This window comes from Pantoea sp. SORGH_AS_0659, from assembly GCF_031453915.1.
Lineage (GTDB): Bacteria > Pseudomonadota > Gammaproteobacteria > Enterobacterales > Enterobacteriaceae > Pantoea > Pantoea leporis.
In genome coordinates, this window is sequence record NZ_JAVJAK010000001.1 from 1,633,854 (window position 1) to 1,660,065 (window position 26,212).

The window sequence follows — 26,212 nt, forward strand, 5'->3', positions numbered from 1 at the left end:
ACTTTGCATAATTCTCAGTGGCCTATCATCATTATTACTCTTCTTCCTCTCCAAAGTGATTTGGTAATCCCTTGCAAAATCCTGGCGTAGCAGTGATGCGGGCGGTCAGAAACACGGCGTGGTATCCCAAGCGCCGCGCTTACCGTACGTTGTTCTGGCGAGAAATCACCCCATTAGCCGTGCCCATCTTTATCGAAAACCTCTGCGTGATGCTGATGGGCGTCCTCAGTACCTTTTTGGTGAGCTGGCTGGGTAAAGAAGCGATGGCGGGCGTCGGTTTGGCCGACAGCTTCAACATGGTGATCATCTCCTTCTTTGCCGCCATCGATCTCGGCACCACGGTGGTGGTGGCGTTCAGCCTGGCGAAACGCAACGGCAAACGTGCGCGAGCCGCCACCAGACAGTCGCTGGGATTGATGACCGCGCTGGCGTTTGTGCTGGTGATCGCCATCGAGTTTTGGGGGCATCTGATCATTGATGTGATTGCCGGCAGCGCCGATCCCAAAGTGAAAGAGCTGGCGCTGAGCTATCTGCAAACCTCGGCGTGGAGCTATCCTGCAGCGGCAATTGCGCTGATTGGCAGCGGCGCGCTGCGTGGCGCGGGCAATACTAAAATCCCGATGCTGATCAACGGCGGCATGAACATTCTCAACATCGTGATCAGTAGCGTGCTGATTTACGGCTGCCTCGGTTGGGAAGGTATGGGTTTTGTTGGTGCCGGATTGGGCTTAACCATTTCGCGCTATATTGGTGCGGCGGCGGCGATTTACGTGCTGTATCGCGGCATTACGCCAGCCCTGAAAATCTCCATCGCCAGCTATTTCCGGCGCTGGGATCGCAATATTCTGATGGAAGTGTTGGGCATTGGCGTGCCCGCCAGTATTGAATCGGTACTGTTTAACGGCGGTAAGCTGCTCACGCAGATTTTTGTCGCTGGCATGGGTACCAATGAGATCGCCGGTAACTTTATCGCCTTCTCGATTGCTTCGCTGATTAACCTGCCAGGTAACGCGCTGGGATCGGCGTCGACCATTATTACCGGCCGCAGGTTGGGACTGAATCAGGTGATGCAGGCTGAACGCCAAATCAAACACGTGTTCTGGCTGGCGATGATTGGATTGTGTTCGCTGGCGTTGATCACCGTGCCGCTTGCCGGAACACTCGCGCAGTTTTACAGCCGCGATCCGGAAGTCATTTCAGTTACCAAGCATTTGATTTGGCTGAATGCCGCCTTTATGCCGATCTGGACCGCTTCATGGGTGCTGCCCGCCAGCCTGAAAGGCGCGCGCGATGCGCGTTACACCATGTATGTGTCAATGTTTAGCATGTGGGGCGCCCGCGTCGTAGCAGGTTATTTCCTTGGGATTGTATTGGGAATGGGCGTGATAGGCGTGTGGCTCGGCATGTTCCTCGACTGGACGGTGCGCGGCGTATTTTTCTGGTGGCGACTCAACAGCGGCAAATGGCTGAACAATTACCGCAAGATGATGGCGAAGAGCAGGGGATAGGGCATTGGCTGGTGCCCATTGTGGGCTCTACGTATATGCATTAATTGGCAATGAAGCGCACAACTAATCGGTTTGGTTATAGGAGAGAATACGGTTTACTGTCAGCGTCAAACATTTGTGGAGAAGCTGACAATGAAACACCTCTTGCAGCAGTGGTTTAACCAACTGATCAATGGCGAGACTGGACCCGCAGAAGAGCGCGAATTCGATCTCAGTAATCATATCGACCTGCTGATTCCCATCAGCCAGCTGTACGGTGTTGAGTTCCATCCTTCGGTGTATCGTTACTATGAGAGATGAGCGCCTGCACCATGTCATCCGCTACAGCTACTGGAATGAGCTGTGCGCTGTTGAATAAAGAACCCGCTCTAGCCAGCGGGTTTTTTATGCCTGAAATTTGACCCTTCGTTCAAAAAAATTCATCAGATTTTTACACTCTCTATCAATTGTCTTGATACCGTAATTTTTTCGTAAAGAAATGTATTCCTAACTCGCGGCTTGCGTGTAAGATAGAAAAGTAAATGATAACCATTGGCGTTATCATTTAGGTGTCACGCCAGCTCAACGCCTTGCCGCCGGAATGCTTCTGCGCCAGGCCCTCCGCTGATGTGATGTGCGCGTCAATCATTACAAGAAACTCACTCCCTTAAAAATGGATAAAAATCGCAACCTGCCGTTTGGCAGCTTCAATTCCCTGACCTTGTTCACCGGGCTTTGCATTGGTATTTCTCCTGCTGCCGCATTAGCGGCAGAAAATGCCAACAAAAAATCTGACGATACCTTAGTGGTTGAAGCGCATACGCCATCGCTGTATGCCCCCAACGCATCTGCCGATCCGAAATTCAATCGTCCGCTGGTGGATACCACCCGCACCATGACGGTGATTCCGGATCAGGTGATTAAAGATCAGGGCGTAACCAATCTTACCGACGCGCTGAAAAACGTGCCGGGCGTGGGCGCGTTCTATGCGGGGGAAAACGGCAGTTCTACTACCGGTGATGCGGTGTATATGCGCGGCATTGATACCTCCAACAGCATTTACGTTGATGGTATTCGCGATATTGGTAGCGTGACGCGCGATACCTTCAACACTCAGCAGGTTGAAGTGATTAAAGGGCCATCGGGCACCGATTACGGACGCAGCGCGCCGTCAGGTTCGATTAATATGATCAGCAAACAGCCGCGCCTCGATACCGGGCTCGACGCCTCAGTCAGCGTTGGCAGCGCGTGGATGCGTCGCGGCACGCTGGATTACAACCAGGCGATCAATGACAACGCCGCGTTCCGCCTCAATCTGATGGGTGAGAAAACTCACGATGCGGCGCGTGATAACGTGCAGAACGAGCGTTATGGCGTGGCGCCATCGCTGGCGTTGGGTCTGGATACTGCAACGCGCTTGTACCTCAACTATCTGCATGTGCATCAAAACAATACGCCCGATGGCGGCATTCCAACCATTGGCCTGCCGGGCTATTCGGCGCCGAATGCGGCGACATCGGCACTGAACAATTCTGGCAAAGTCGCGACCAGTAACTATTACGGCACCGATTCTGACTTTGATAAATCGACCACCGACAGCGCCACCATACGCTTCGAGCACGATATTAACGACAGCACCACCATCCGCAACACCACGCGTTGGTCACGCGTGAAGCAGGAATATCTGCTGACGGCGGTGATGGGCGGCGCCACCAATATCACTGCGCCAAACCGGAACGATGTGAATAGCTGGAGCTGGTCGCGCCTGGCGAACACCAAAGACATCAGCAACCGCATTCTCTCCAACCAAACCAACATCACCTCGAAGTTTTACACCGGTTCGGTTGGGCACGATGTCAGCGCGGGCGTGGAGTTTACGCGTGAAAATCAAACCAACTACGGCGTCAATGCGATCACGCCGCCTTCGGTCAATATCTACCATCCTATCAGCAGCATTTCGGTGGGTGGATTGGACAGGAATGGTGCCAATGCTAACGGGCAAACCGATACCGCAGGCATTTACGCCTTTGATACGCTCGCGATAACCAAAAGTTTTGAGCTGAACGGCGGCATTCGTCTCGATAACTATCACACCGAGTATGACAGCGCGACCGCCTGTGGCGGCACCGGACGCGGTGCGTTGACGTGCCCAGCTGGCGTGCCGCGCAATACGCCGGTTACCACCGTGGATACCGCAAAATCGGGCAATCTGGTGAACTGGAAAGCCGGTGCGCTTTATCGTCTGACCGAGCAGGGCAACGTCTATGTTAACTATGCCATTTCTCAGCAACCGCCAGGTGGCAGCAGCTTTGCACTGGCCGCGGGCGGCACCGGCAACAGTGCCAACCGCACCGACTTTAAACCGCAGAAAGCCAAGTCCAGCGAAGTGGGCACCAAATGGCAGGTGCTGGATAAACGTCTGTTGCTGAATGCAGCGCTGTTCCGTACCGATATTGAAAATGAAGTCACCGCTAATGACGACGGCACCTATTCGCAAGCCGGTAAAAAACGTGTGGAAGGTTATGAGCTCTCAGCCACCGGCAACATCACGCCAGATTGGGAAGTGATCGCCGGCTATACCCTGCAACATGCGTCCGTGACCGAAGGGGATAGCGTATCGCAGGATGGATCTTCTGCGCTGGCTTACACGCCGAAGCACGCCTTTACGCTGTGGACCAACTATCAGGCAACCGATGCGATTTCAGTCGGTGCCGGTGCGCGTTATGTGGGCAGCCTGCGTCGCGGCAGCGATGGTGCAGTCGGTACGCCGGATCACACCGAAGGTTATTGGGTCGCCGATGCCAAATTGGGCTACAAGGTGAACAACAACCTCGATCTGCAGCTCAACGTGTACAACCTGTTTGATACCAACTATGTTGCGTCAATCAATAAGAGCGGTTATCGCTACCATCCAGGCGAGCCACGGACTTTCCTGCTGACGGCAAACGTGCATTTCTAAGTTAACGTCGTGGGGCGTGCGCGCCCCACAATTTTTGAGAGAACAACGCGATGATGTATCACATTCCTGCTGTACTGACGCCGGAAGAGGTAGCGAGTTTTAGCACGCTGCTGCAACAGGCCGAATGGATCGACGGAAGGGCGACGGTCGGCAGCCAGGGCGCGACGGTGAAAAACAATCAGCAGATCGATACCCGCACGCCACTGTACGATCAGCTGCAAACCGCGGTGATGCAGGCGCTGAACAACAACCCGCTGTTCTTTTCCGCTGCATTACCACGATCGATTTCCACACCGCTGTTTAACCGTTATGAGCAGGGCGAAACCTACGGTTTTCATGTCGATGGCGCGGTACGCCATAACGGCGCGGCGGGCTGGATGCGAACCGATCTCTCCGCCACGCTGTTCCTCAGCGAACCTGAAAGCTACCAAGGTGGCGAGTTGGTGATTGAAGACACGTATGGTCAGCACAAGGTGAAACTGCCAGCGGGCCATCTGGTGCTGTATCCGTCGAGCAGCCTGCATTGCGTCACGCCGGTTACCCAGGGTGCGCGCGTCGCTTCATTCCTGTGGATTCAGTCGATGGTGCGCGACGATAAACAGCGCGCCATGCTGTTCGAGCTGGATCGCAATATTCAAAGCCTCAAAGCGCGTCACGGTGATAGCCCAGAGCTGTTGTCGCTGCTGAACATGTATCACAACCTGCTGCGCGGCTGGACGGAAGTGTAAAAGCAAAAAGCCCGCTTAGTTTCCTAAGCGGGCTTCTCTAAATATGGCTCCTCTGACTGGGATCGCCTTTGCCAGCAAGTGGCTAATAAGTAAGCTAAACCTGAATTCACTTGTTGTCAAGACCACCAGAATGACCACCAATAGTTTTGGGTTACATAAATCTGGTATGAGAAGTTCCACTGCATGGGGTGATCATTATAATGGGGTTCCTTGTAGGAAGCGCAGTCGGAGCGAGTAACGAGGGGCTTTCCCTGTAGTGCAACAGCTGACAGTCTGTTTATTCCGAAGCGGAAGTTTCAGACTTAACAATACGTTCAAAGATGAGGAACAGGTCATAATGAATGTGTCAGATTAAGTATGGATTCAGCATAGCTTACAAATATTTTTTTAGAACTCCCCACAGTCGGATTCACTGTCATACCCCGCAACACTGGATTAGGCAGCAGTACGCCGAGAACGCTAGCGACAGATTAGATGACTCAGCGCAGGCATCAGTGCCGGCTTGGCCCGGTGGTACCAGACCAGTATGTAGCTATACGATAATGTTTTTATAAGAATAAATAATGTATGGCACCATGAGGCAGAGAACTTCATACTTGAAGGTGTTCTCAGAAAAGATGTGTGAAAGAAAAAATATCACGTAGTTATTGAGCAGCGGAAGGACGATCGTGAAACTGTATGAAAACGTGGTGATTGGTAATTTCCTTTATGGATTGGGCGTTTCCATAGGAGGACGGCTCAAATCCGGATATCTTCCGGGGGCTGTCAGTTTGTTGCAGCAGACTCCGGAAGATAAGGCGCTAGGTGATGTCCTGCTCGATTTTCCAGGTACATTGCGTCTTATCGAGTTCAAGGCACAGGCGAACCGTTCTAAAAAGGAACTCACTCGGTACAGAAAACTATTACCGACTATACAAGAGCAGCAGGAAATGCTGAGTATTTCTCGCAGAGTCCACTGGTACGTGGAAACGGCGCCATTTCCTTTGAAAGGGGTTGAAGCATTCTTTTCTCCTTATCTTGATGCATTCGACACACAAAAACCTGCGAAAAAGCCATTTGCTTTGGAGAGGTTCATTGAATCCGTGGCGGATGACGTTATTTCGTCGAGAAACGATGAACGGGATACACAGGAGAAGGATTATCTGAAGCTTGTGCGCTGGTGCCAGGGTACGGGAGAAACAGGTTCTGGCGCACTGATCGTGGTTGTGGATTCTGGGGGCGGCATGGAATTTGTTGCGCTGGAGGATCTGATGGCGCTGAACATGTCCCATCAAAAATGGATGACGTACAGACAAGAAAGGGAATTGAAAATGGAAAGAGCACTGGAGCTGGAGCTTGAGAAAAAGGAGCTGCGAATGGAGCGAGGATGGAACTATGGGAGATAACGTGGACAAAAGCCTAACTGACCGTGATGTTCAGTTGTTCTTTGACGCAGCCGAAAAACTGCGCGAGGCAGCAGAGCATGATGGTGAGAAAGCTAGAGAAGCAACAGTGGCTTTGGCTTCTTTTGTTAACAAGATGAATGTCAATCTACAGAAGCTGGAAGATGGTGTTCGCCACAACATAAATAGTTCAGCGGAAACAACCGCCAACAGGGCGGCGGAGCTGCTGAGTGTCAAATTTCAACAGGCAAATGATGCAGCCAAAACAGCAACAGAGCAGTATCAGAAAGCGGCAAAAAACCTCAATTTTAGGAGCTGGTGTTATATTCTCGGCACACAGTTTATATTGATGCTGGTTTTTATCGCATCCATTTTATATCTGATCCCTTCACTGGACGAGGTTCAGCAACGTCGGGCGGAACTGTCATCTCTGAATGAGCAGATCCATAATTCCCGTCTAAAATGGGTCTTCTGCGAGGAAGGTAAAAAATGTTTCCGGACAGATGAACGTGAGAATGGCGGTGAGCCGTACAGAGGCAAGAAAGATGGCAGTACCTGGCGGGTTCCCTGGAAAGAGTAACCGCACTCAAAATACTTTTCGAAACAGCCTATAGTTAGGTTCACTGCTCTCCTCAGAAAAACCATACCCGGAGCAGGACCAACAGCGGGTACGCAGCAAACCTAGATTCTTTCTTGGTGGCGACTTTGTACCAGAAGTGTATATGCATAAATCTCATTTACATATCAGGAACAATCTAGCTTTAGGGGTGTCAGTCCACTTGGCTTTAGGCATATCGTCCGATTCAGACCTGACGGCTTTCCTGCCTGTCCGTTTCGTGCCAGGAGCGGAAGCTGGGGGGCCAAAGACTCTCTAAAAATTGATGGTTCGTTTTGCAGGGATACTTACAGGATAACCTACTGATAAAGTCAAAGCCACTCAGCCAAATATCGGATAATATAGAGTGCTGAGCAGATATCTTTCTGGCGTAAGGTAAAGTAAATGACAAAACAACAATCTATTAACTCTTACAAAGCTAAAGGTTATACAGCAATTTCTAATAATTTATCGGGAATATACACAGATGTTTTAGTTAAAGGTTCGACCGTTGTTCGTATTGGAGATGATCCTGGTTATCCGCACTTCGCCAGGCTTATTCTATCTGCTAGCTCTGGCCTAAAAAATGTAGTTAAAATATTTCTTCATAGTGAGCCATTAGGAATTGTTAATGATTTAAACTTTAACGGAGAGTATTCAATCACAGAAACCGAACTACTAACTGCAATGTCTCAGCAAGAAAGTGAAAATTATCAAACATGGGCTTTAACAGCTTTAAATGAAATAAGACAAGGGAAAAAACCTGCAACTGATCCTTTTGGTTTGGTTAATGACATAGACATACTGTTTGTATATGCCAGGAATAACAATCTACATATTGATTTGGTTTGCCCCAAAAATGTAATGAAGCGGGGTAACGATTTTATAATACTAGATCCATTTTTTTGAATGCATAAGAGGGAGGATTTCAATACAGTCTCCCACCACTTCTTACGCTTATAGGACAGATACCCATTCCTAACATCCGCTTCTAACTCACAGTGGCCCCTTCGCTCAGTTAATGCATCCGCGTCGTGCCAAAAGCGGATGTTATAAATTTCCTTTAGGGCAATCGAAAAAAGAGGGATACGACCTATACTTGATTTGTATTTTAGATTACGCTTACATCAGTATAAATTTAACCCAAGCTTACTAATTTCTTTTCTACGCATTCCAAAAATAACATCACCACTTCTAGAAATGAATGAAGCAATGCGTCGGTCATTGTCATCTACACCTTCCCAGAAGAAAGGGACATTATTGTTCATCAGACTTTCTGCAAAGGTTAAATGTGTTAACGCCAAGAAAATCCTAACGAAATTAGATGGCTCATTGAAATCCTGATTCAGCAAATGTAGTGTCAAATGTCTATTGAAACTACCTTCATTAACACCTCCAGTTGGTTTATATATGACGTTTTTAAAAAAAGATCTGGTTGAATTAATCACATCACACTGGGGGTTTAAATGTGTGAAAAAATCCACCTCAGTTTCAATGTCATAACCTTTGCCGGGATGCCAGTCAAAATTTGGGAGCTGCCGTCTTCCCCATGTAATAATGAGTTTTCTTATTTCCTTTTCAAATCTGTCTGCACTTGTATTTGTGTTATCACCATCACAAAATTTTACAAGTAAGTTCCTCAACCCACCTTCAAAGACAGGGAAGAGCGACATTATAGATATATGATCATATCCCAAATAAAAAGCCTCTATAGCTTCAAAAATAATTGTTTTATAGTTTTTTAGTGATTCGCTCTTTATAAAATATTTGTTGAAATAAGCAATTGCAATTTCTAATGAGAAGTTTTCGAACAACCATTTATTTGAATTATCAAGTGGATTTTCACATCTTTTAATTTCATGGATTGCAGAAGAAAGAGTACCTTCTCCAATATATAGGGGTAATGCTATACCAAGTGAATTTGCATGCGACTGAATATTCGAACATCGTCCCCAATGTCTATTTAAGTACGATATTGGCCTTTCGGTAAGCAAGAAGTTTAAATCATCAATTTTAACTGCGAAAGAAGCATAACAAAGTTCACTTTTTGAAATCACTGGTTCTACGCCATGATTCCTCATGAATTGATTTGAAATTTCATTCTCAGAGAGCTTATCTAATTTAGATAAACGTTTCAAGGTTGGCAGGAATTTTTCTAAATCTGACATAATAATCCTACAAGTTAAGAATTAATCTTTATGAAAGATATCACATGACCCTTTGATTAATTATACTATTTAATGATGTTTTTATCAGCACAGAACTAAGCGTAAACGTCCGCTGATCGCTCAAAGCTGCTTCAAAGGGATTTCCTACTGTCAGCATGAAATGGACATTTCTAACACCATGGTGCGCCAATCAAGGGAAAGCAGGTCAGATTTCTTTCAATCACCAACACAGGCAAAGATTTCTGATAATGTAGGCCAAAGGAGGGGAGACGCAATGTCAGAGATTAATCCACACGATGCCGCACCGACTTTACCCCAGGATCGGGAAACGCTGTACCACTTGGTCTGGAGCGAGCCCGCGGAACGTATAACTGTGCTGTATGGCATCAGTGCTGAGTTACTGGCAAAACGATGCAGCGAAATGCGCATACCCAGGCCGCTTGCTGGTTATTGGAAAGCGCTGGCGAAAGGGACTGCGCCTGCAATTCCCGCTCTGAAAAAGGGTAAGGTGGTAAAGGTAGGTGAGAATGACAATCCATCAATGCAATCTTCTGCCATTACGGCATCAAAAGCAGCATCTTCAGTAGTCCAAAACCAAGCTTCTGTTACGAGTAATGGCTATGGATTGATAAATGATCTTAAAATGTATCTGCCAGTCTCCTCGGTTACTGAAGATGGCTATTATAAACCTGCGAAAAAGAAATTACTGGATCTCAACGTCTCTGATTCGGGATTTGATAAAGCAATTGAGTTCCTGAGTCGGTTCATTGAAGCTCTGGGAAAAAAGGGTTATCGGGTAACGCTGGGTGCTCCGGGAGAAAGGCTACATCGTACGGATATTGATATTAAGGAAGATCTAAAAGTGGGAGGATATCGCTGGGACAATTTATGGCGGCCTTATACGCCAAGTATTATTTGTGTCGGTGATATGTACTTTGGGTTTAATCTTGCTGAAATGACGGAGTATGTTCCGGCGAAAAAAGTCAAAAATCGCTATGTTCGTGACGAACAGATGGGACGGTGGATACGGGGGAAAAATATTGAGTATTTGATACACGTATCGAAACATACCCTACCTACCGGGCGATTTTTGTTGCAACTTTATTCGCCTTATTCTTCCGCAAAATGGCTGGTTCAGTTCCGGCAGACAAAACAGTGTGGGTTGATTAGCCAGATCCCTAATATGATTTCTGCGATGCAGAAGGCTGTTCCGCTAATTTCAAAGCTGCTAGAAGAGGCCAGAATCAAGGCTGAGGAGTGGTGTGTCCAGCGTGATCGGGAATTCGCCATATATCTTGAAAAGGAGCGGATAGGTCGGGAAGAGGAAGCTTACCGTGCCAGCCGTACCGAGCTGAAATCTATTATGGTTCAGTGGGCTGAAGACAAACGGCTGGAGCAGTTTTTTCACGAAGCAGAATCAGATACGGCAACGCTTGATGTACAGCAGAAGTTGCAGGTTATGGAACGGCTGCAACTGGCTCGCCAGTTCTTGTCAGAGGATTCGGCGATTGAAAGGTTGCTGAAGTGGAAAACGCCGCAAGAGCGCTTAAACAAAGAATGAACCTATTATTCAGCGGTTTACCCAGCACAAAAATGAGGGGTGTTATTCTGCGCGAAATATTACTTGGCTGACGGTTAGGTTGAAGCAGTGAGTATTTTAATGCTACCGCCTTTAGAGGTATATCTATGATCAATAATTTCACCACACTTACCATTCCACTCCTCCATCAGTCGCATATCAATAGGGCGTTTAAGTGACCGTCTGAATCCTCAGCACCAGCTCAGGCGGTTCGGGTTTTAAGGTCAGCAATCAGGAACACTACAGCTATTTCCCGATGGTCGACGTTATAGGTCGCTAAATAGCCGCTTGTCTCAAAATCAGGAGGCGTCAATGCCTCGCAACCACGGTATGAGAGCGATGGTAAAATTTCATGCTCAAGCATTCTCCTGACATAATCAAGGAGGGGTTTTACATCCTGTGCATACGAGTAAATAACGTGAAAATAGATATCGCAAGTTCCGTATGCCAGCAGCTTGTCGAAATGCTTCTTGATGTTTGTCCTGTCTAACCCTTTACAAACGAGTGCTTCATAAACAGATATTTCTTGTCCCGACACCCGAATGACCGCGTCTCTCTCGCCGGGATTTCCGTTTGCCGTTATTCCACCGAGAGACTGGTCAGCAACATCCCATTTAGCTAATGCGAGGGAGGCACTTAGAATCTCTCGCACTGCACTGTTAAGGTCATTCTCGATCCTTGCTTCATCCGCTGAGTTTTTCCTGTCGCGGAGCATCCCTGCTATACGTTGAAGTGATGCCACGGCTTTGGAGACTTCTCGTATAAGATATCCACGGAAACCAAGCCCAGGTGGACCGAGAACGTCTCCGACCAGGGAAATTGGGAGCTGAGACAACTGCTGCAAGGCGGCACGTATAGATGAAACAGAGTCGACAGCAACCGTTGCAGAAGTGACACTGGATGCAGGAGTACCCGCCTGTAGGTCCTCCTTCAACAAGACAAGACGCTTGTCCGTCTCGAATTCTTTAATGGCCGTATCAAGAATTGCCATCGCCTCGTCCTGATGCCCCATCTCGTATTTTGCAAGTACGACGACCATTTCTAACTCTGAGCTTCGCACTTCACTGCGACGTTTAGCTACGCTTTCTAGGGCTGCTGCAGGCCTTTGTAGGGCGAATAAGAGATATGCACGATTGGCAAGTAATGAATTACTTGCAAGCTTGTTATCAGCAGCAACAGCGTTGTTAATTTCTCCAAGCAGACGTTCTCCGGTCAACTTGTCCGCCCCACTCAGCGGGTGAGAAGTGGGTCCAATAATCTGTTGAATAGCGACAGCAAAATAGTTATCTCTATATGTCGAACTTGCACCCGGTTGTGATGAAAGACGCTGCAGCTCAGTCCGGGCACTTGCAAGATCGCCACCAGGGCGCAAAAGCTGCGAGGTCGCTCTGTAGAAGTCAAGCTGATCATTGGCTTGCCGTGCTGTCGCCGCATCCAGCTTCGAGGGGATCGTCGTGCTATCCAGTGCAGTCCATTTCTCCTCTTTTAAAAACAGTTGTAACTCCAGAGCAAAAAGTGCAAGCCAGTACTGCTGGGGTGCCTTACCTACGTCCTGCCTGACATCCTCCAGATGTTCCCGGGCAAGCTCATATTCCCCAGCAATCAATAAGGTTTCAATACGATGGTGTAGCTCGGGCCAGGTCCAGAATACCGATGCTTCAGCTGGTTTGAGTTGCCGCAATCTTGCTTTGATACCGGGCTTTGCTGTAGTGGGCAGGAACTGACAAAGCTCGGCGAGAAAAACGGGATCGTCAGATTGTCCGAATACCTGCAACAAGTCTCCCTGATTGCTTTTGTCCAGTTTACTCCACGCGGATGCAAGATCCTGTGCAGGTGACCCCGTTTCCCGACTCTGAGAGTGTGTGGGGCTATACCTGTCCGTAAGGGCGCCAATTCTCCCTTTTTCATCATGCTCAATAACACTGCGTGAAATAAGCTTTTTAAGGACTTCGCAGAGCACCGAAGGTAAGGTTTCGTAAGGCCAGCCCGATACAGCACGTGCGAGCAGTCGTATGTGTATTCTCATCGTCCGGGCAACAGAGGAGCGGACAGTGGGTTCCTCATCGCGCGAAGCCTCATGAATAAGCTCCATGCCGTCAAATGGAATCAGAAATGTATCACGGTCAGAAGTGGCTTGCGCAAACGCGGCTGCAACGAGGCGCCCGGCCATGTCTGACGATAACCCTGCAACGTCTGTCCAATCTAGGCGCTGCTTGCGCGCAAACACTGAGTAGAGTGCAATAACTGGCCTTATTGCAGCCTCCGTCACCAGTGGGAGGCTATTCATCCCATCCAGTACACCGGAAAAACACGCGCGGGGTATATTGTTCTCATAGGCAGCTTGGTCCACGAGGTGTCGTAACACTTCAGATTGAACTTGTTCATTTTGCTTGGCGAATATCCCCAGAAGCTGGCGCCCAACGGGCCGACGGGGATCTGCAATGGCCCGTCCCATGCCAGTGCTACTGGTATAGCACCAGGTAATCAAAGACGCGCACTCCTCAAGACTTATCGAACTTGCGTTTAAATGGTAAGCAATGACCGACAGGGAATCCTGCACCGCAAATGTTTTGGTTTGAGCTTCACGGCCTCTGTTAAGATCATTGTTGCGACCCGATTTTGGCTGCCACTCAATAGTCCATTTGGCCGCTAGGCATGCAGTTGGCCGGTATAAAAGCATATCGACCAGCAGCCCAGGATTGGAATCGACACGGAATCGGAGCTGCAACAAAGCCATAGGATGATTCACCGCGTAAGACAGAATTGCCTCAGCTGCAGCCATGATGCCTGGCCCAATATCGGTCTTTTCAAGTTCGGAACATAGCAGACCAAACGCAAAGTTGACCGTATTCGGACCGTGCCGTTGCATCATGAGCCGCTCCATCATGAGGTGTTCGACTTCGCGACTTGCAAGCCAGCCGGCCCTTGCAACTATGGTACGCGGTAGCGCCTTTCCCGCACTGCTTGCGAATCGCAGTTGGTTCAGAGGGATCGCATATGTTTCCTGCAGTACCTTTACATAACGAGCAAGATCACAGTCCCACCCGTTCCACAGCGTTTGACGAGCCAGGGCGCGGTGCGCCGCCTCACGACAGAATCGCTGCTGTGAGAGCGACCATTGACGTTCCCATTTACCATAACCTCTAATGACATGGCACCAAGCTGCCCACTCGAGGAAAGCACAGTCTACAGCGTCAGTATTGGCAGCTTTAAATGAAGCCCTATTTTCAGACACGGGCGCCTGCAATGAAGTCACATTATTTTCAGTATTAATAGGCTCGGCAGGGCAAAGTCGCTCCCATAATCGACTCAGGAACCACTCCGGATTTTCAATCGGAACGTACTGCTCAAGCCAAAACTCAGCCAGAATTTTCTTTGCGAGAGCAAGAACTGCCGTCGGTTGCTGGTCAGTCTTTGCAATAAGTCGGGGCTTGCTGAGACCCTCAAGAAAGATTTTTGTACTCGGGCTCGGATAGTTGATGAGAGAAAGTGTTCCCAGCGGGGTTCCCTGCATGATCCAGCGGCCACCATCAAAGAAAACCCAGCCCAAGCGGACGAGTTCGTTGAAAAACGGACCATCATCAGCCTTCCGTTCTTCTGATTCGTCCCAGCTTTTTGCCAGGTCTTTCGCTTCTCCGGGATACTCCAGGCGCCAATGTTCGCACAGGCTAAGCAGATCCAGCTCATTCACCTTTTCTCCTGATCCAAGAGCGACGCGGGTGTAGTAGGGTCTGGGCAGCCATCGTACGAACGCCTGTTTAAGCTCGCTGCGAACATCTAACGGTGCAAACATTCCGTCTAACGGGGGGACTTCTTCAAATCCTTCCACAATTTTTTCCTTGAGTACAAGGCTCACATTCTCACGCGTCAAGTTATCCAGCAAAATGGTGGGTATCGTCCTCCCACTCGAAAACTGCACCAGTTATCTCTTAACCTTGACGAAAGAGAAGATATATCCGGAGGGCTGGTGGCAAAACTCAGCATTAGGTAGATCGCTAATAAATTCTCAAGAGCCCTTCGACAATCAGCCGCGAGACTCACTGGCACGGAGGTTGAAAGTTATATCGTGTAGCAAATTCTGACAACTCACTATGGGATAATACCCTTAGGTTTTAGCCCTGCAAGTGTTGGAACGCCCGCATTGTGAAAATCATTGCAGAAAAGTGCATCAGATTTGCTCCCTGAGCAACATCGCTTAAAGGGAAAGGATTAGAGCCAATCCCGGATCCGATATCCATCTGCGAAAGACCACTCTATGTTGCAAGCATAGCCATACCCGGTCACTGGAAGTCGACCTGATATAGGGTTATAAAAACTAATACTTATCAATCTAATAGAATGCCATTGTCTCTTTTTTATGCTGGCCAAAATCATTGATTACAAGACTGCGACCGTCTATCTGCGCTCATCAAACAATTCCAAGAATTACCTGCTGAATCGTATAAAATATTAACCTAGGACCGGGGCTCTTAAATGACCAACTACACCCTATTTACTGTAACCACAGACATTCAGGTCCATTTTTGTGATCTCAATCTCCTTAGCAACGTGGATCAAATGAAAACACGAACAGGTTACTAAGACAGTATTTTCCAAAAGGAACTGACTTATCAATTCATTGCCAACAAAGATTCTATAGTGTTGACCCATAGCTCACCGAGAGACCGAGAAAAACGCTAGAATATGAATCACCCGTATAGCGATTTAACCAGTGTGTTGCATTGATCATTTGAACTCAAAGCTAAAGCGAACATCGAGAACGGATCCTGATTGGTGCTGCAACATCATTCATGATGGGAAATCGATGCTATCAACGCCGGGCGTTCATCTCTATAGCTGTATTCTTGATTGTTCTGCGATACTCAAAACGTTTCATGAGGCAAAGAATGGAATTTAATGATGCCAAGTCACAATTGGCTAAGGCCTTGCGTTCATTAGACCCTGCTGGTTCGCTTGGTTTTGAAGGATTGCTTCGCGACATATTGGTCGAAGTGACTAAACTTAATTTTGGACTTGCTAAGTCTGGGCCGCAAGGCGGATCGGATGTTCGCTCGCTTGGTTTAAACCTCTTCGAAGTTGCTCTTGAAGCAAAACGTTACGGAGAAAACACAACCCTAAAAGTGGATGCTCTAAAGGCCAAGCTTTTTGAAACAAGTCGTAGCGAGAATGGAACGGATCTTTGGATACTTGCAGCAACAAGAGCAATCAGTGCTACCGATAACGAAGAGCTAACGCTAGTAGGGAAGGGGCTTGGTATCACCGTACTGATACTCGACTGGCCCGCCGAACCGGGGCAACTTCCCGACCTTGCTGTCCTGTGTATCCAGGCCAAAACTGCGCTCAACCGACACCTTAACGGTATTGATAACATCAATGAAATAACCGCGGCTATCCGATCCCACCCAGAATTTCTTGCTGCAGCAGATCGCCTCCAGTGCCGGCTAACTGCTCCTGATATCGGCTATGCAGCTGCGACTGAGGCAATGAAGCAATGGATGCTTACTGGTCTGAGCAATGACCGTAATGCCGCCAGCAGACTCGGGGGGAAGTTCAATGATGTACTCGATCCAGGTCGCGCTAGAATTCCTCGTCCTAGATATGAAATGCAACTTGATCAATGGGTTACATCAGGTAGGCCCTCAGTGCTGCTTGGGGATGAAGGGCTGGGCAAGACTTGGCTATTTTTGTCATGGTGGCACGCACGGATCAACGCCGCGGCTGATCTTCCCTTGACTCTTTTTGTACCTGCAAAGGAGGTTGGGCAGGGTTCGCTCAGTGAATTAATTGCACAGTTTCTTGAAAAGCGTCTTAGCCATGGCAGCGTTCAGTTCTGGCAACGTCGAATAGCGCAATGGGTAAAGCTTAGAACGGACGGGCCACAGATCTTGCTGATGATTGATGGATTAAATCAGTACTGGCAAAAAAAAGATTGGGCAGACCTCATTCAGCCTGCTTTCGATGACAAGTGGAACCATCGCATCTCTATTCTGATGAGTTGTTGGCCCGACCACTGGAATGATTTGCAAAAACTCGGGTCCTTGATCCCAAGACCAAGCGAAATTCGGGTAGACCGTTTTGACGACAGTGAACTTGATGCGTTGCTCAAGGAACATGATTTAAGCAGAGAGAACTTTAGCACCGCCATGCTTTCGTTGATGAAGGTTCCGCGCTTGTCAGCTTTGGCGATTGAGCTACAGCAGGAATTGATTGCGAGTGGTGACATCACGCCGGAACGGCTTGCATTCGAAGACTGGAAACATCGTATTGAGTTGCGTGGCGCACAGTTGGCGATAAGCGATGCCGAGTTTCAAATGTTTATTACGGAACTCGGCATGCAGTTGCGTAGCTCAATCGATAATACAAGCCTTACCCGGCATAGTGTTATTGAACAGTTGGGGCGAGACAGCGGTAAAGATCGAGCAGATCTGCTATCAACGGTTGCTGAACTGATTTCTGGACAATGGCTTGTTCCCACTGGACAAGCCAACCGGTTCCAAGTCAATCCCACACTGATACCATTCGCGTTGGGGATGGCTTTGGTCCACCATCTGAAACCAACTGATGGGAATGCCACAGCCAACGATATTATCGCTGAACATATCGACCCCTTTAGTGGGCAGAGCCTTGGCGTGAAAATACTCAGAGCAGCTGTCACTACAGCCTTGCTCGACAATACTGTCTCACGTCAGGTTCGACGGGCACTGCTTAGCCGATGGATATCCGAGCAGAATTTCTCGAGTCTCGATTTTGAAGCTTTTTGGCGAATCATCGGGCTTGATGTTGAACTAGTCCTGCAAATCGTAGAGGAGATTTGGCTCGGGGAGAGCTCTGGTTCAATCGTAAAAGATGAAATTATGATCAAGGGACTGGCTAACGCTTATCAGTTCGAGGCTGTCGCACCGTTGATCGAGGCTAAAATCACATATTGGCTTGGTTTGCTCTGGAGTGACCCGCTACAAGGTACCGTCTTGGGACGTATTGATCAGACGTCGCCAAATTCGCTGCGACGGCAAGAAAAGACAGCCGCAAACCTAGATGCGTGGCAGCAATTTGAGGGGCGCGAAGCTTTTCCGGCGATAGAACTTTGCGGTCCCGGTAACCCGAGTTGGCTCAGTCATCGTGTCTTCGGCATCATCTCATTATTGCCGCGGGCTCGCTTCATCGAAGCAATCGCTGCCTGGGGTATTTCGCGGGCGGTGATGGGCAGTAACAGTCATTTTGATGAGCTGGCCTGGATGTTGCGGCTTAATCGTATGGATTCGGTGGAAACACGTAATAAGATGTTAGACCTTGTCGACAGACTGCACGAGACCGGGCATCAGCTAGCGCTTGACGCTGCGCGCTGGCTTCTTGAAGCTCTCGCCGATCCACAATCTGAAAACAAGCGCCGGCAACTAAATACATCAGTAGGGCCCATTAGCAATACGTCGGGTCGACGCCCTATAATGCCAGAAGATGACATTCTTAACCCTAGGGTTGATGTTGATCCCGATAAGATCAAAGACACCGAGCACATTCGTCCTGCTGATTTTGATGTTGATGTTACCTCAAGTCGCAAATTGCTGATTCTGGCGAGAACCAATCCGAACCGGCTACGCGAGGTTGTTGGTGAGAGGGTTACTGGCGCTGAAAGAATGACAGCTGTACCTCTTCGACAGCTTTTGAGGCAAATGCGCGGTTTCCTGACAATATTGAACGATGATGAACGCAATGTACTTGAAGCAGGGATCGATTTTGTCCTAAAGGAAAATTCTCCTGAAATACATAAGGAGCTCAACTGGTGGCACGCCAGACGTCTGGATCTGCAACTTGCTAGCCGTAATGGATTGGCGCAACTGGAGTTTTTACTAAAGGAAGCGTGCGATCGGAGGCTAATGGGTAGCATCAATATTGATCTGTTAAATTTTACTCAAGATGACATTAGGTCGATCCTTGGGCGATTTGAGATTGAAAGTAACCGCGAGACGGTACTGAGTTGGCTCATGTTGTTCGAAGAGTTTGCCGATAGTAGCTCGATCGATGGGTGGTCGGAGCTCCCTGCATTGCTTTGTCATGTAGATGAGGAAATTGCAGAGTTGGCTATTGGGCTTTCCGCTTACTCCACTAATCCCGTTGTCTACAATATTATTGCAAACAGCAATTGGACGGCTAACAACGTTACCGACAGAAAGCAACGCTACAATCGATCTGTTTCCTTGTTGAATGCAAGCATGGCTCTTAAGCGCCCTGAGCTGTTGGAGCGGGCCGATAAGGAAATTATGGCGTTTTGGTTGCAACGTGAGCCAGATAATCCAGATGCTATTCGAAGCTATGAGAATTATATCCGAGGTGCAATTGACGGGCTTCACTCACCCGGAAGAAGTATAAATATTGACCCTCTGATTAATCATAAGCCTGCAGTTGCCACGTTGCTTGACCGTGTAGATGAGGACTTCTGGTGTTGGTTGGAGCAGAAGATTAAGAATGAGATTAGAGTATCCAGCGTCGACTTAATGGCTGCGTTTCCATTGCTTGTGATGGCGGAAGCATTGATGAGCCGACGCCCCGAATTGGGATTGATACTTTGGGACAACTTCAAAAAGGCAATGAAAGATGACTCTTTCAAAATAACGGGCATGGCTTGCCTGCCGTTTATAGCTTTGAACGATATAGCTGATGTGGCTCGCAATAAAGCCCTTATGGATGTTGTTAACGATCAGGATATTGCCGATCTTTTGAATCAGATTGAAGATCATGGGCAAACGGCATGGTTGGTAGACAAGGTACTTGAGCTTGTGAGTTCTGGAGATACAGAGTCACTGGCAATGTCCGCTACACTACTGGGTTTTGCCAACGAAAGTCAAAGAGTGGAGCTTGCTTGGGGGGAGGTCGAAAAGCGAATACCATGTGGTGGTTGGCTGGAAGACGTATACATAACCAGCCGCCAAAATTTCGAGCGAAATCGCTGGGCCCGACACTGGTTCAACTGTTATATCCAGGCGACTATCGATAGTGAGGCAATCGCTGCACACTTGCTATTGGGGGCAACTATGGATAAAAGAGCGAGATTGTGGCTAAAGCGATGCCGCTTGAAAGTACTTAAATTATCTTTACGCAAATACTGGGATCTGAATATGGATCTGCTTAACTCAGCGAGCAAGAAGCGACGAACAAAGCTAAAAGATTCACTTTTTTGGACTAAAACCATGAAGCAAACTCAATGGCCGTGGCTCTGATATGTAGCAAAGCAGTGCAGCCTATCCATGCCTAATGCATGGATTTTTATGTGATTTATCGGGATCGACACATTGAAAATGTTTTGCTTACGGATCAAATTCTCACCATTGGTGATAATTGACAGGGGGATTTTGTTAATCTTAAGCATTTATAGCAGGTTGTTATTTTTGCCCTTTGCGGGGGGACAACCGCAAAGGGTACGCTCTATCGAACCAGGTGGAGAATTTTCTGACCTTTGAAAATACTGTTTCGAGCTTCTGGCTATTAACATACAGCGTGTTTCTCAGCAACCACATGTTATCTACATTACTGCCTTTGATCTCAATATCAATGAGTAGTACGCGTTCATGGTCGCTAAGGAAAAAAGGATTTAGATGTTTAACCAGAGCACTCGGTGCGTATATTGGTGTGATACGCAATAAAGTCTTAGAGTGCTGCATCTGATTTTGCGCCAAAACGAGTTGTTCAGCATAGCGATGTTCACACCACTGTCTACAAAACGTACCCCAAGTTTTCCGCAAACACTGTCTGATAACCCAGGAGCCACCCCCGATTTTTAAACATCTTTTTCTTTTCACTTGGCTCGCGTTTGATCTAAACCTTCTGCTTCCACGTAACTATAGAGGTGCGAAGCACCAGCTAACCTTGACACACACGTTTGACCGAGAAACAGAAGGAAATTTTTATGCCTCCTGCCAATCCTCCAGGAACGCAGGCTCGCTATTTTCGCTATAGGGAGGTTCAAACGGTGTCTCTTCAGCCTCGATCAGCCCTATACGCTCAATGAAGGGAACTACTGAAACAGGGTACAGTTAGTGGATAAATTTAGTACGCTGTTCCAGAAACCTGATTACGTTCATTGAGTATCTCCGCTATAGATGATGCTAATTATATAGCCATTGATTAGATGTGGTTATTGATGTCGAACATACCGTTCAACCCAAAATTATCAATGATATGAGGAGATGAATGTGTGTATTGCCAATGTCTGACATTAACTCCTTGAACGAATCGCTACCAGCTTCTGATTGCTTCCTTGGAAATCATACCTCTCGTCAGCTATATAATTGAAATTAATTAAAATTAATTGGTTATTTATCACATCAATGCACTGAATAATTTCCCAATGAGCTTTGGATTCAGATATATTTCTTGGTAAATATTCATAGTGTTTGCTGAGGGTGCATGGCCAAGAATAATCGAGATGATTTCTCTGAGAGAACCAAACTCCAGATCGCGAAGCGTGTTGGATGGTTATGCTCATTCCCTATGTGCCGTAAGTGGACAGTAGGCGCAACGTCAGATGGGGAAAGTGAAATCAACATCGGTACAGCAGCACATATATGTGCTGCTGCTCCGGGTGGGCCTCGCTATGACGGGAATATGTCACCGGAGGAGCGATCTTCTGCCAAGAACGGTATGTGGATGTGCCGCGATCACGGTAAAGCAATAGATTCAAGCGATCCAGAGTTTACCGTAGAGAAACTGCTCAAGTGGAAACGAGAGGCAGAAATAGAAGCTTGGAAGAGGGTACTGCATAGCGATGTGGTTCGTGGTACTGGAGGGTGTGCAGATACAGAGGTAGTGATGCGGGCTCGGGTTGCTGCCGTAAATGATCTCGAGGTATTCCGTCGAACCCATAAATGGCCTGGTTCGTCTGTGGCTCTCATGTTAGATATTCAAGGTTTAGATGAGCCAGTAATAACCAGTGCGATCGCAGGGATGGCTATAAGGCTGGATGATTTAATTCTTGTCGCCGGGCCAGGAATGGGTAAAACCACAACGCTTTTCCAGATAGCGGAAAGTATGTTGGCTACAAACCTTGGTACGCCTCTTGTCGTGTCGCTGGGGGATTGGGCTACCGAAAATACGACGATCCTCGACTCTATTCTTAAACGACCCGCTTTCCGAGATGTTTCAGAGGATGACTTGCGTAAGGTCGCTAATCACCCTGGTGTTGTGTTACTACTCGATGGTTGGAACGAATTGGATGCTAGCGCACGTACCCGTGCTCGAACTCAAATCACCAGACTCAAAGCAGAGCTGCCTGAACTTAGCTTTATCATCTCGACGCGTAAGCAATCTCGGGACATTCCTTTTGAAGGAACACATGTAACACTTTTACCGCTTAATCAGGATCAGCAAATCCAGATCGCAGTTGCCTTACGCGGGAATTATGGCAAAAGGATCTTGGATCAAGCCTGGCGTACCGCTGGCCTACGTGAACTTGTAACAATACCTCTCTATCTGATGGCGTTGACCTCACTTCCAGAAAACGCCCCGGTTCCGACAACAAAAGAACAAATACTTCGGCATTTTGTTGAGGCGCATGAAAAGGAAGCAAGTCATGCCGAAGCGTTGTATTCCGGTACTTATGGATTTCAGCAAGACTACATGAAAGGGCTAGCTGAAGTCGCCACGCGGTTAGTTAACTCAACTATTGTTGACTTTAGTGCACGGAAATCGATATCCGACACGGCAACTTTGCTGGTGGACAGCGGGCAGATAGCAATCAAACCCCAACCAGAAATTGTACTAGATGTGCTCGTCAGCAATCATGTACTGATGCGTACAGGGAATACTCCTGGTTATTCGTTTCAGCATCAGCAATTTCAGGAATGGTATGCCTCTCACTTGGTTGAACGCCGGTTGATTGCGGACATCAATGCCCGGGAAACACGAGAAGCACTTAAAGCAGAGGTATTTAACTATCCCAGATGGGAAGAAGCCATACTTTTTGCCATAGAGCGTATGGCATACAGTGATGCGAAACAGCAGGTTATTTGTAGCAAGGCGATAATTGCTGCATTTGAGGTCGACCCAATTCTCGCTGCAGAGATGATTTTTCGATCAACAGACGATGTATGGTCGCAAATATCGACTGTTATTCAGAATCTCGTGGCTCATTGGCATGTGCCAGGAACAGTGGATCGCGCTGTCCGTTTCATGATTACATCTGGCCGTCCTGAATTCCTTGATTATGTCTGGCCGTTGATCTCTGATGAAGATGAGCAGATCAGCCTTCATGCTTTACGCAATTGCAGAATATTCAGGACTTCGATTTTCGGGGAGGTGGCAGGAGAAATAATCAATACCCTGTCTCCCAGAATGCGTTCATTACTTTTATCCGAGATAGCATCTCGCAGTGGTATCGATGGCCTCGATCTTGCTGTCTCCATTGCGAAGAATGACCCTGATTCGCAGGTCCAAGTCTCTGTCATTGATGCTTTGGTATTTCGGCGAGCAGATCTCCATGTGGCTGAAATGTTGCGAGAGGTGAATAGCACAATCTTAGATCTGATTGTGAGCAAAGGCGTTGCCGATGAGATACAGGATGAAAACGTTAGAGAAATACTCGCGACAGCACATAAGCGGCAAGAAATGCAGGCCGTATCACCCTCTAATCGGCTTCGCGCGCTGATCGCTACAGAGAATACTGAGGACGATTACGCTGAATTAGTTGGCATCATCAGCACAATGGAGATTGAATCAAATGAAGAACAGCTGATCGATAAGCTACACCGCAGTTATCCTCAAACTGTTGCAGAGGGATTATTAGAGCGTGTAAGGGCTGGACGATCACTTTGTACTAGTGTGGGCGCTATTCTGGCATCAGCCAGATTTACTTTAGAAGATGAAATGCTGGTGAATCTGGTGCTGGTTAACCCTGAAGACTATGACGCTCGTGCTAACGCCGCGGCCTCAGTACTTGGGCCAGGGGCTGTTGGTCATCTTATTGATGTATTGGCCGATCTTGAGTTATGTAATCAGGCGGAAGGTAAATACGAAGAGGCCAAATGGAAACGCTATCAAGGGCTGAGAACTCGTATTGGCTCTGCCCAAGGTTCAAGCCTTGTTGACGCTATTCTCAAGCGAGCTGTACCGGCCGAAGACAGGCTAATTGAATTGTTTACTGACCTGCTTTTATCCCATCCCAACGGTGAGGAATCTTATAGCAGATCTTTCGATGCAGACACTATTCTGGTGATACAACGGTTATTTGAAGAGTGGGCTAATCGTATGCTTGCTTCGAAAAAAGCAAAGCGTAGGGTAAAAGCAAGAGTTGCAATGCTTGCGAGTCTTGCCCCATCAGTGAAACAGTTACCTCTTTTGAAACAACTGCTGGACGATAACCTCCAGCGTTACAGAGAGTTTCGAAAAGAAGCGGAGACAGCCGGGTGGAGACCATGCGAAGCGGTTAATGAGGCTAGAACCCCGATGCTCAACGAATATCAGAGCGCCTTTCAGGCAATTCAATCTCCAGAAACAACTGCAATTATGCAGACGTATCTGTGTGACAAATATTTTGGTGCGCTAGCGGCACGAGTCCTTGCCGAACAATGGCGAACGTTAAACGCTCCATCAAGTGGAAAACGATTTTTAAGTGGTGTTGATTTCTCAAATGTGAAGGCGAAACATATGGCTCTAACCCACTCCCCTGATGAAACATCTCTTGAAGCAGAAGCTATATTTAACGCAATTGACCAACTGATTACGCAAGACGCGACGAGCGAACAAAAACAGCTTGCTGTCGAACTGGGTATTATTGCATCGCAGTTGCCCCATGGGCGGCGTGATGATGTTATCAAAACTCTCATTGCAGTTGCACCGAGGCAAATACGAGCAGATTTGCTTACCAGCATCGTGCTATCGGGAGATGGTATAGATACAAAGGTCGTTGTTGAAAGTACCGTTGAGCTTATAGAGGCAGCAATCGCTGAACCGTGGATATTAAGCGAGGGGCAAGGGTATCAATTAAAAGCGTGGTTACGGCTTTTACCGTTTATGAAGGAGCCTGAAGAAGCCTTGAGCGTCATTCGTAGTCTGCCTGCCTCATATCGGGATCCCTATTTTTTGGAAGAGATGGTCAGAGGATTTTGCCATTCACCTTCTCCATATGCAGAAGATGCCCTTTTCAAGTTAGCCGAAGAAAACACAAGCCTCTATGCGAACTACCACTGGAGAACCACCGCTTTACGTCTTGAAACACTATCTTCGGTGCGCCGTATCATCGACTTAACTGCTCAGGGTGTATTTGAAAGCCGATCCAGTGATAACTGGCATTTTGAGAAAATACTTGGGAACCTGCTTGAGATTCATTCTGGTTTGCGTGCGTACATATACGGTTTGTTGATAGATGGACCAATCTCACCGGGCCTTGAGGCGCTCACCCGTATTATTGCGCAGAGCCCAGACGAAGAGGGAGTACTATTACTGCTCAATTTTGAGAGGAGCTTGAATCGTAGATTTATGGATTGGCGAACAATAAATAAAATGATCACCCAAGATATTCCGTCAGAAACGTGGCAAGGTACGTTTGAAATTGTACCCGTTCCGGCAGGCAGTTTACGGATGAAATTGTTTGAATTGATGACGGACGGAGGCCCCGATGACGTAGCTGCCTACTGGATGCGTAAGATAGACTGCAGCAGGGATGAATACGGAACTCCAGAAGATGAGCCGCGCCATCCGGACATCGCATCCGGTAGGCCGTGGCCTGTCTCCCTAGCGCTGTTAGATGTGTAGTGGCACACTGTTTGGCCACCTGAATAGAAGTGATATGCTCACCTCAGTACATTACAGGTACCCATTGGAAAGCAGAAATTTCAGCGCAGAGTTCAAACGCGAATTTGCTCAACTGGTTCTTGACCCAAACTCTACCGTTGCAGATGCAGCAGAGCTATGGGGGGCCTTTTCATAATGGCGCGATGGGTAAAACAGTTTCGGAAGGATCTACAGGGCAAAACGCAAAAAAACCTCCTATGACCTCGGAATAAACTGGAATACGCCAGCTGAAGAAAAAGTTACAAGTTTTTGAAATAATAAATGAAAAAAGCTATCGAGCTCTTGATGTCAGACTCCTGAAAAGTTCTCATTAATCTGGACACTTATGACGCGTTACCCGGCTCAAGCTGGCGAAGCGAATCCAGCAATTTCTGACGCGATATTTTCTGTTCCAGACAACCGAACCATCAATCATCTAGACACATACCTGAAAAAATAGCTTTGGCAATATCGATACCTACAACTCTGATCTTGTTCATGTGATGTCACTCTGGAGTTAACGCAGTCAGTGAAAGTATGGCACTGGCTATGTT

The 26,212-nt window shown here is 47.8% G+C and carries 12 protein-coding genes and 2 pseudogenes; 12 read left to right on the forward strand and 2 right to left on the reverse strand.

Going from position 1 to position 26,212, the window contains the following annotated elements; genetic code table 11:
* The first annotated feature begins 95 nt into the window (after positions 1–95).
* The 7 genes from Q3H59_RS07615 to Q3H59_RS07645 all read left to right on the forward strand — a co-directional run bounded on the left by Q3H59_RS07615 (position 96) and on the right by Q3H59_RS07645 (position 8,060).
* Entirely contained in the window at positions 96–1,508 is a 1,413-nt protein-coding gene (locus Q3H59_RS07615) for an EmmdR/YeeO family multidrug/toxin efflux MATE transporter (RefSeq protein WP_110868362.1), read from the forward strand.
* 132 nt (positions 1,509–1,640) lie between these two features.
* A complete protein-coding gene (locus Q3H59_RS07620) occupies positions 1,641–1,808 on the forward strand; it encodes a hypothetical protein (RefSeq protein ID WP_167391193.1) in 168 nt (55 codons plus the stop codon).
* A gap of 352 nt (positions 1,809–2,160) precedes the next feature.
* A complete protein-coding gene (locus Q3H59_RS07625; protein ID WP_137386052.1) occupies positions 2,161–4,446 on the forward strand; it encodes a catecholate siderophore receptor Fiu in 2,286 nt (761 codons plus the stop codon).
* A gap of 50 nt (positions 4,447–4,496) precedes the next feature.
* Positions 4,497–5,174 carry a PKHD-type hydroxylase YbiX gene (gene ybiX, locus Q3H59_RS07630; RefSeq protein ID WP_222182793.1) on the forward strand — a complete coding sequence of 226 codons (678 nt, stop codon included), beginning with the start codon at positions 4,497–4,499 and terminating at the stop codon, positions 5,172–5,174.
* Positions 5,175–5,842: 668 nt separating this feature from the next.
* Positions 5,843–6,559 carry a hypothetical protein gene (locus Q3H59_RS07635; protein WP_048284353.1) on the forward strand — a complete coding sequence of 239 codons (717 nt, stop codon included), beginning with the start codon at positions 5,843–5,845 and terminating at the stop codon, positions 6,557–6,559.
* On the forward strand, positions 6,549–7,136 hold the full coding sequence (locus tag Q3H59_RS07640; protein ID WP_048762562.1) for a hypothetical protein: 588 nt from the start codon (positions 6,549–6,551) through the stop codon (positions 7,134–7,136). The genes Q3H59_RS07635 and Q3H59_RS07640 overlap by 11 nt, the downstream gene beginning before the upstream one ends.
* A gap of 420 nt (positions 7,137–7,556) precedes the next feature.
* Positions 7,557–8,060 carry a hypothetical protein gene (locus Q3H59_RS07645; RefSeq protein ID WP_048762563.1) on the forward strand — a complete coding sequence of 168 codons (504 nt, stop codon included), beginning with the start codon at positions 7,557–7,559 and terminating at the stop codon, positions 8,058–8,060.
* A gap of 218 nt (positions 8,061–8,278) precedes the next feature.
* Here the strand turns inward: Q3H59_RS07645 and Q3H59_RS07650 are convergent, their stop codons facing one another.
* Positions 8,279–9,319 (reverse strand): hypothetical protein, encoded by a 1,041-nt coding sequence (locus tag Q3H59_RS07650; protein ID WP_048762564.1) that lies wholly within the window; start codon positions 9,317–9,319, stop codon positions 8,279–8,281.
* 274 nt (positions 9,320–9,593) lie between these two features.
* Here Q3H59_RS07650 and Q3H59_RS07655 point away from each other — a divergent pair, with 274 nt between their 5' ends.
* Entirely contained in the window at positions 9,594–10,880 is a 1,287-nt protein-coding gene (locus Q3H59_RS07655) for a hypothetical protein (RefSeq protein WP_048762565.1), read from the forward strand.
* Between the two features lie 220 nt (positions 10,881–11,100).
* Here the strand turns inward: Q3H59_RS07655 and Q3H59_RS07660 are convergent, their stop codons facing one another.
* On the reverse strand, positions 11,101–14,727 hold the full coding sequence (locus Q3H59_RS07660) for a hypothetical protein (RefSeq protein WP_153263169.1): 3,627 nt from the start codon (positions 14,725–14,727) through the stop codon (positions 11,101–11,103).
* Between the two features lie 715 nt (positions 14,728–15,442).
* Here Q3H59_RS07660 and Q3H59_RS24690 point away from each other — a divergent pair.
* The 4 genes and pseudogenes from Q3H59_RS24690 to Q3H59_RS07680 all read left to right on the forward strand — a co-directional run.
* Positions 15,443–15,598: pseudogene (locus tag Q3H59_RS24690) on the forward strand (IS30 family transposase); the annotation flags it as partial.
* 186 nt (positions 15,599–15,784) lie between these two features.
* The gene (locus tag Q3H59_RS07670) at positions 15,785–20,113 is read left to right on the forward strand and encodes a hypothetical protein (RefSeq protein ID WP_309834139.1); all 4,329 of its coding nucleotides are present in this window, start codon (positions 15,785–15,787) and stop codon (positions 20,111–20,113) included.
* A 1,186-nt stretch (positions 20,114–21,299) separates the two neighbouring features.
* Positions 21,300–25,640 (forward strand): NACHT domain-containing NTPase, encoded by a 4,341-nt coding sequence (locus tag Q3H59_RS07675; protein ID WP_048762569.1) that lies wholly within the window; start codon positions 21,300–21,302, stop codon positions 25,638–25,640.
* Positions 25,641–25,704: 64 nt separating this feature from the next.
* Positions 25,705–26,019, forward strand: a pseudogene (locus Q3H59_RS07680) (transposase); the annotation flags it as partial.
* Between the last annotated feature and the right edge of the window lie 193 nt (positions 26,020–26,212).

Coding starts and splice junctions, on each gene's coding strand:
- Q3H59_RS07615 (WP_110868362.1), top strand. CDS start 96: ATGCGGGCGGTCAGAAACACGGCGTGGTATCCCAAGCGCCGCGCTTAC.
- Q3H59_RS07620 (WP_167391193.1), top strand. CDS start 1,641: ATGAAACACCTCTTGCAGCAGTGGTTTAACCAACTGATCAATGGCGAG.
- Q3H59_RS07625 (WP_137386052.1), top strand. CDS start 2,161: ATGGATAAAAATCGCAACCTGCCGTTTGGCAGCTTCAATTCCCTGACC.
- ybiX (WP_222182793.1), top strand. CDS start 4,497: ATGATGTATCACATTCCTGCTGTACTGACGCCGGAAGAGGTAGCGAGT.
- Q3H59_RS07640 (WP_048762562.1), top strand. CDS start 6,549: ATGGGAGATAACGTGGACAAAAGCCTAACTGACCGTGATGTTCAGTTG.
- Q3H59_RS07645 (WP_048762563.1), top strand. CDS start 7,557: ATGACAAAACAACAATCTATTAACTCTTACAAAGCTAAAGGTTATACA.
- Q3H59_RS07650 (WP_048762564.1), bottom strand. CDS start 9,319: ATGTCAGATTTAGAAAAATTCCTGCCAACCTTGAAACGTTTATCTAAA.
- Q3H59_RS07655 (WP_048762565.1), top strand. CDS start 9,594: ATGTCAGAGATTAATCCACACGATGCCGCACCGACTTTACCCCAGGAT.
- Q3H59_RS07670 (WP_309834139.1), top strand. CDS start 15,785: ATGGAATTTAATGATGCCAAGTCACAATTGGCTAAGGCCTTGCGTTCA.
- Q3H59_RS07675 (WP_048762569.1), top strand. CDS start 21,300: ATGGCCAAGAATAATCGAGATGATTTCTCTGAGAGAACCAAACTCCAG.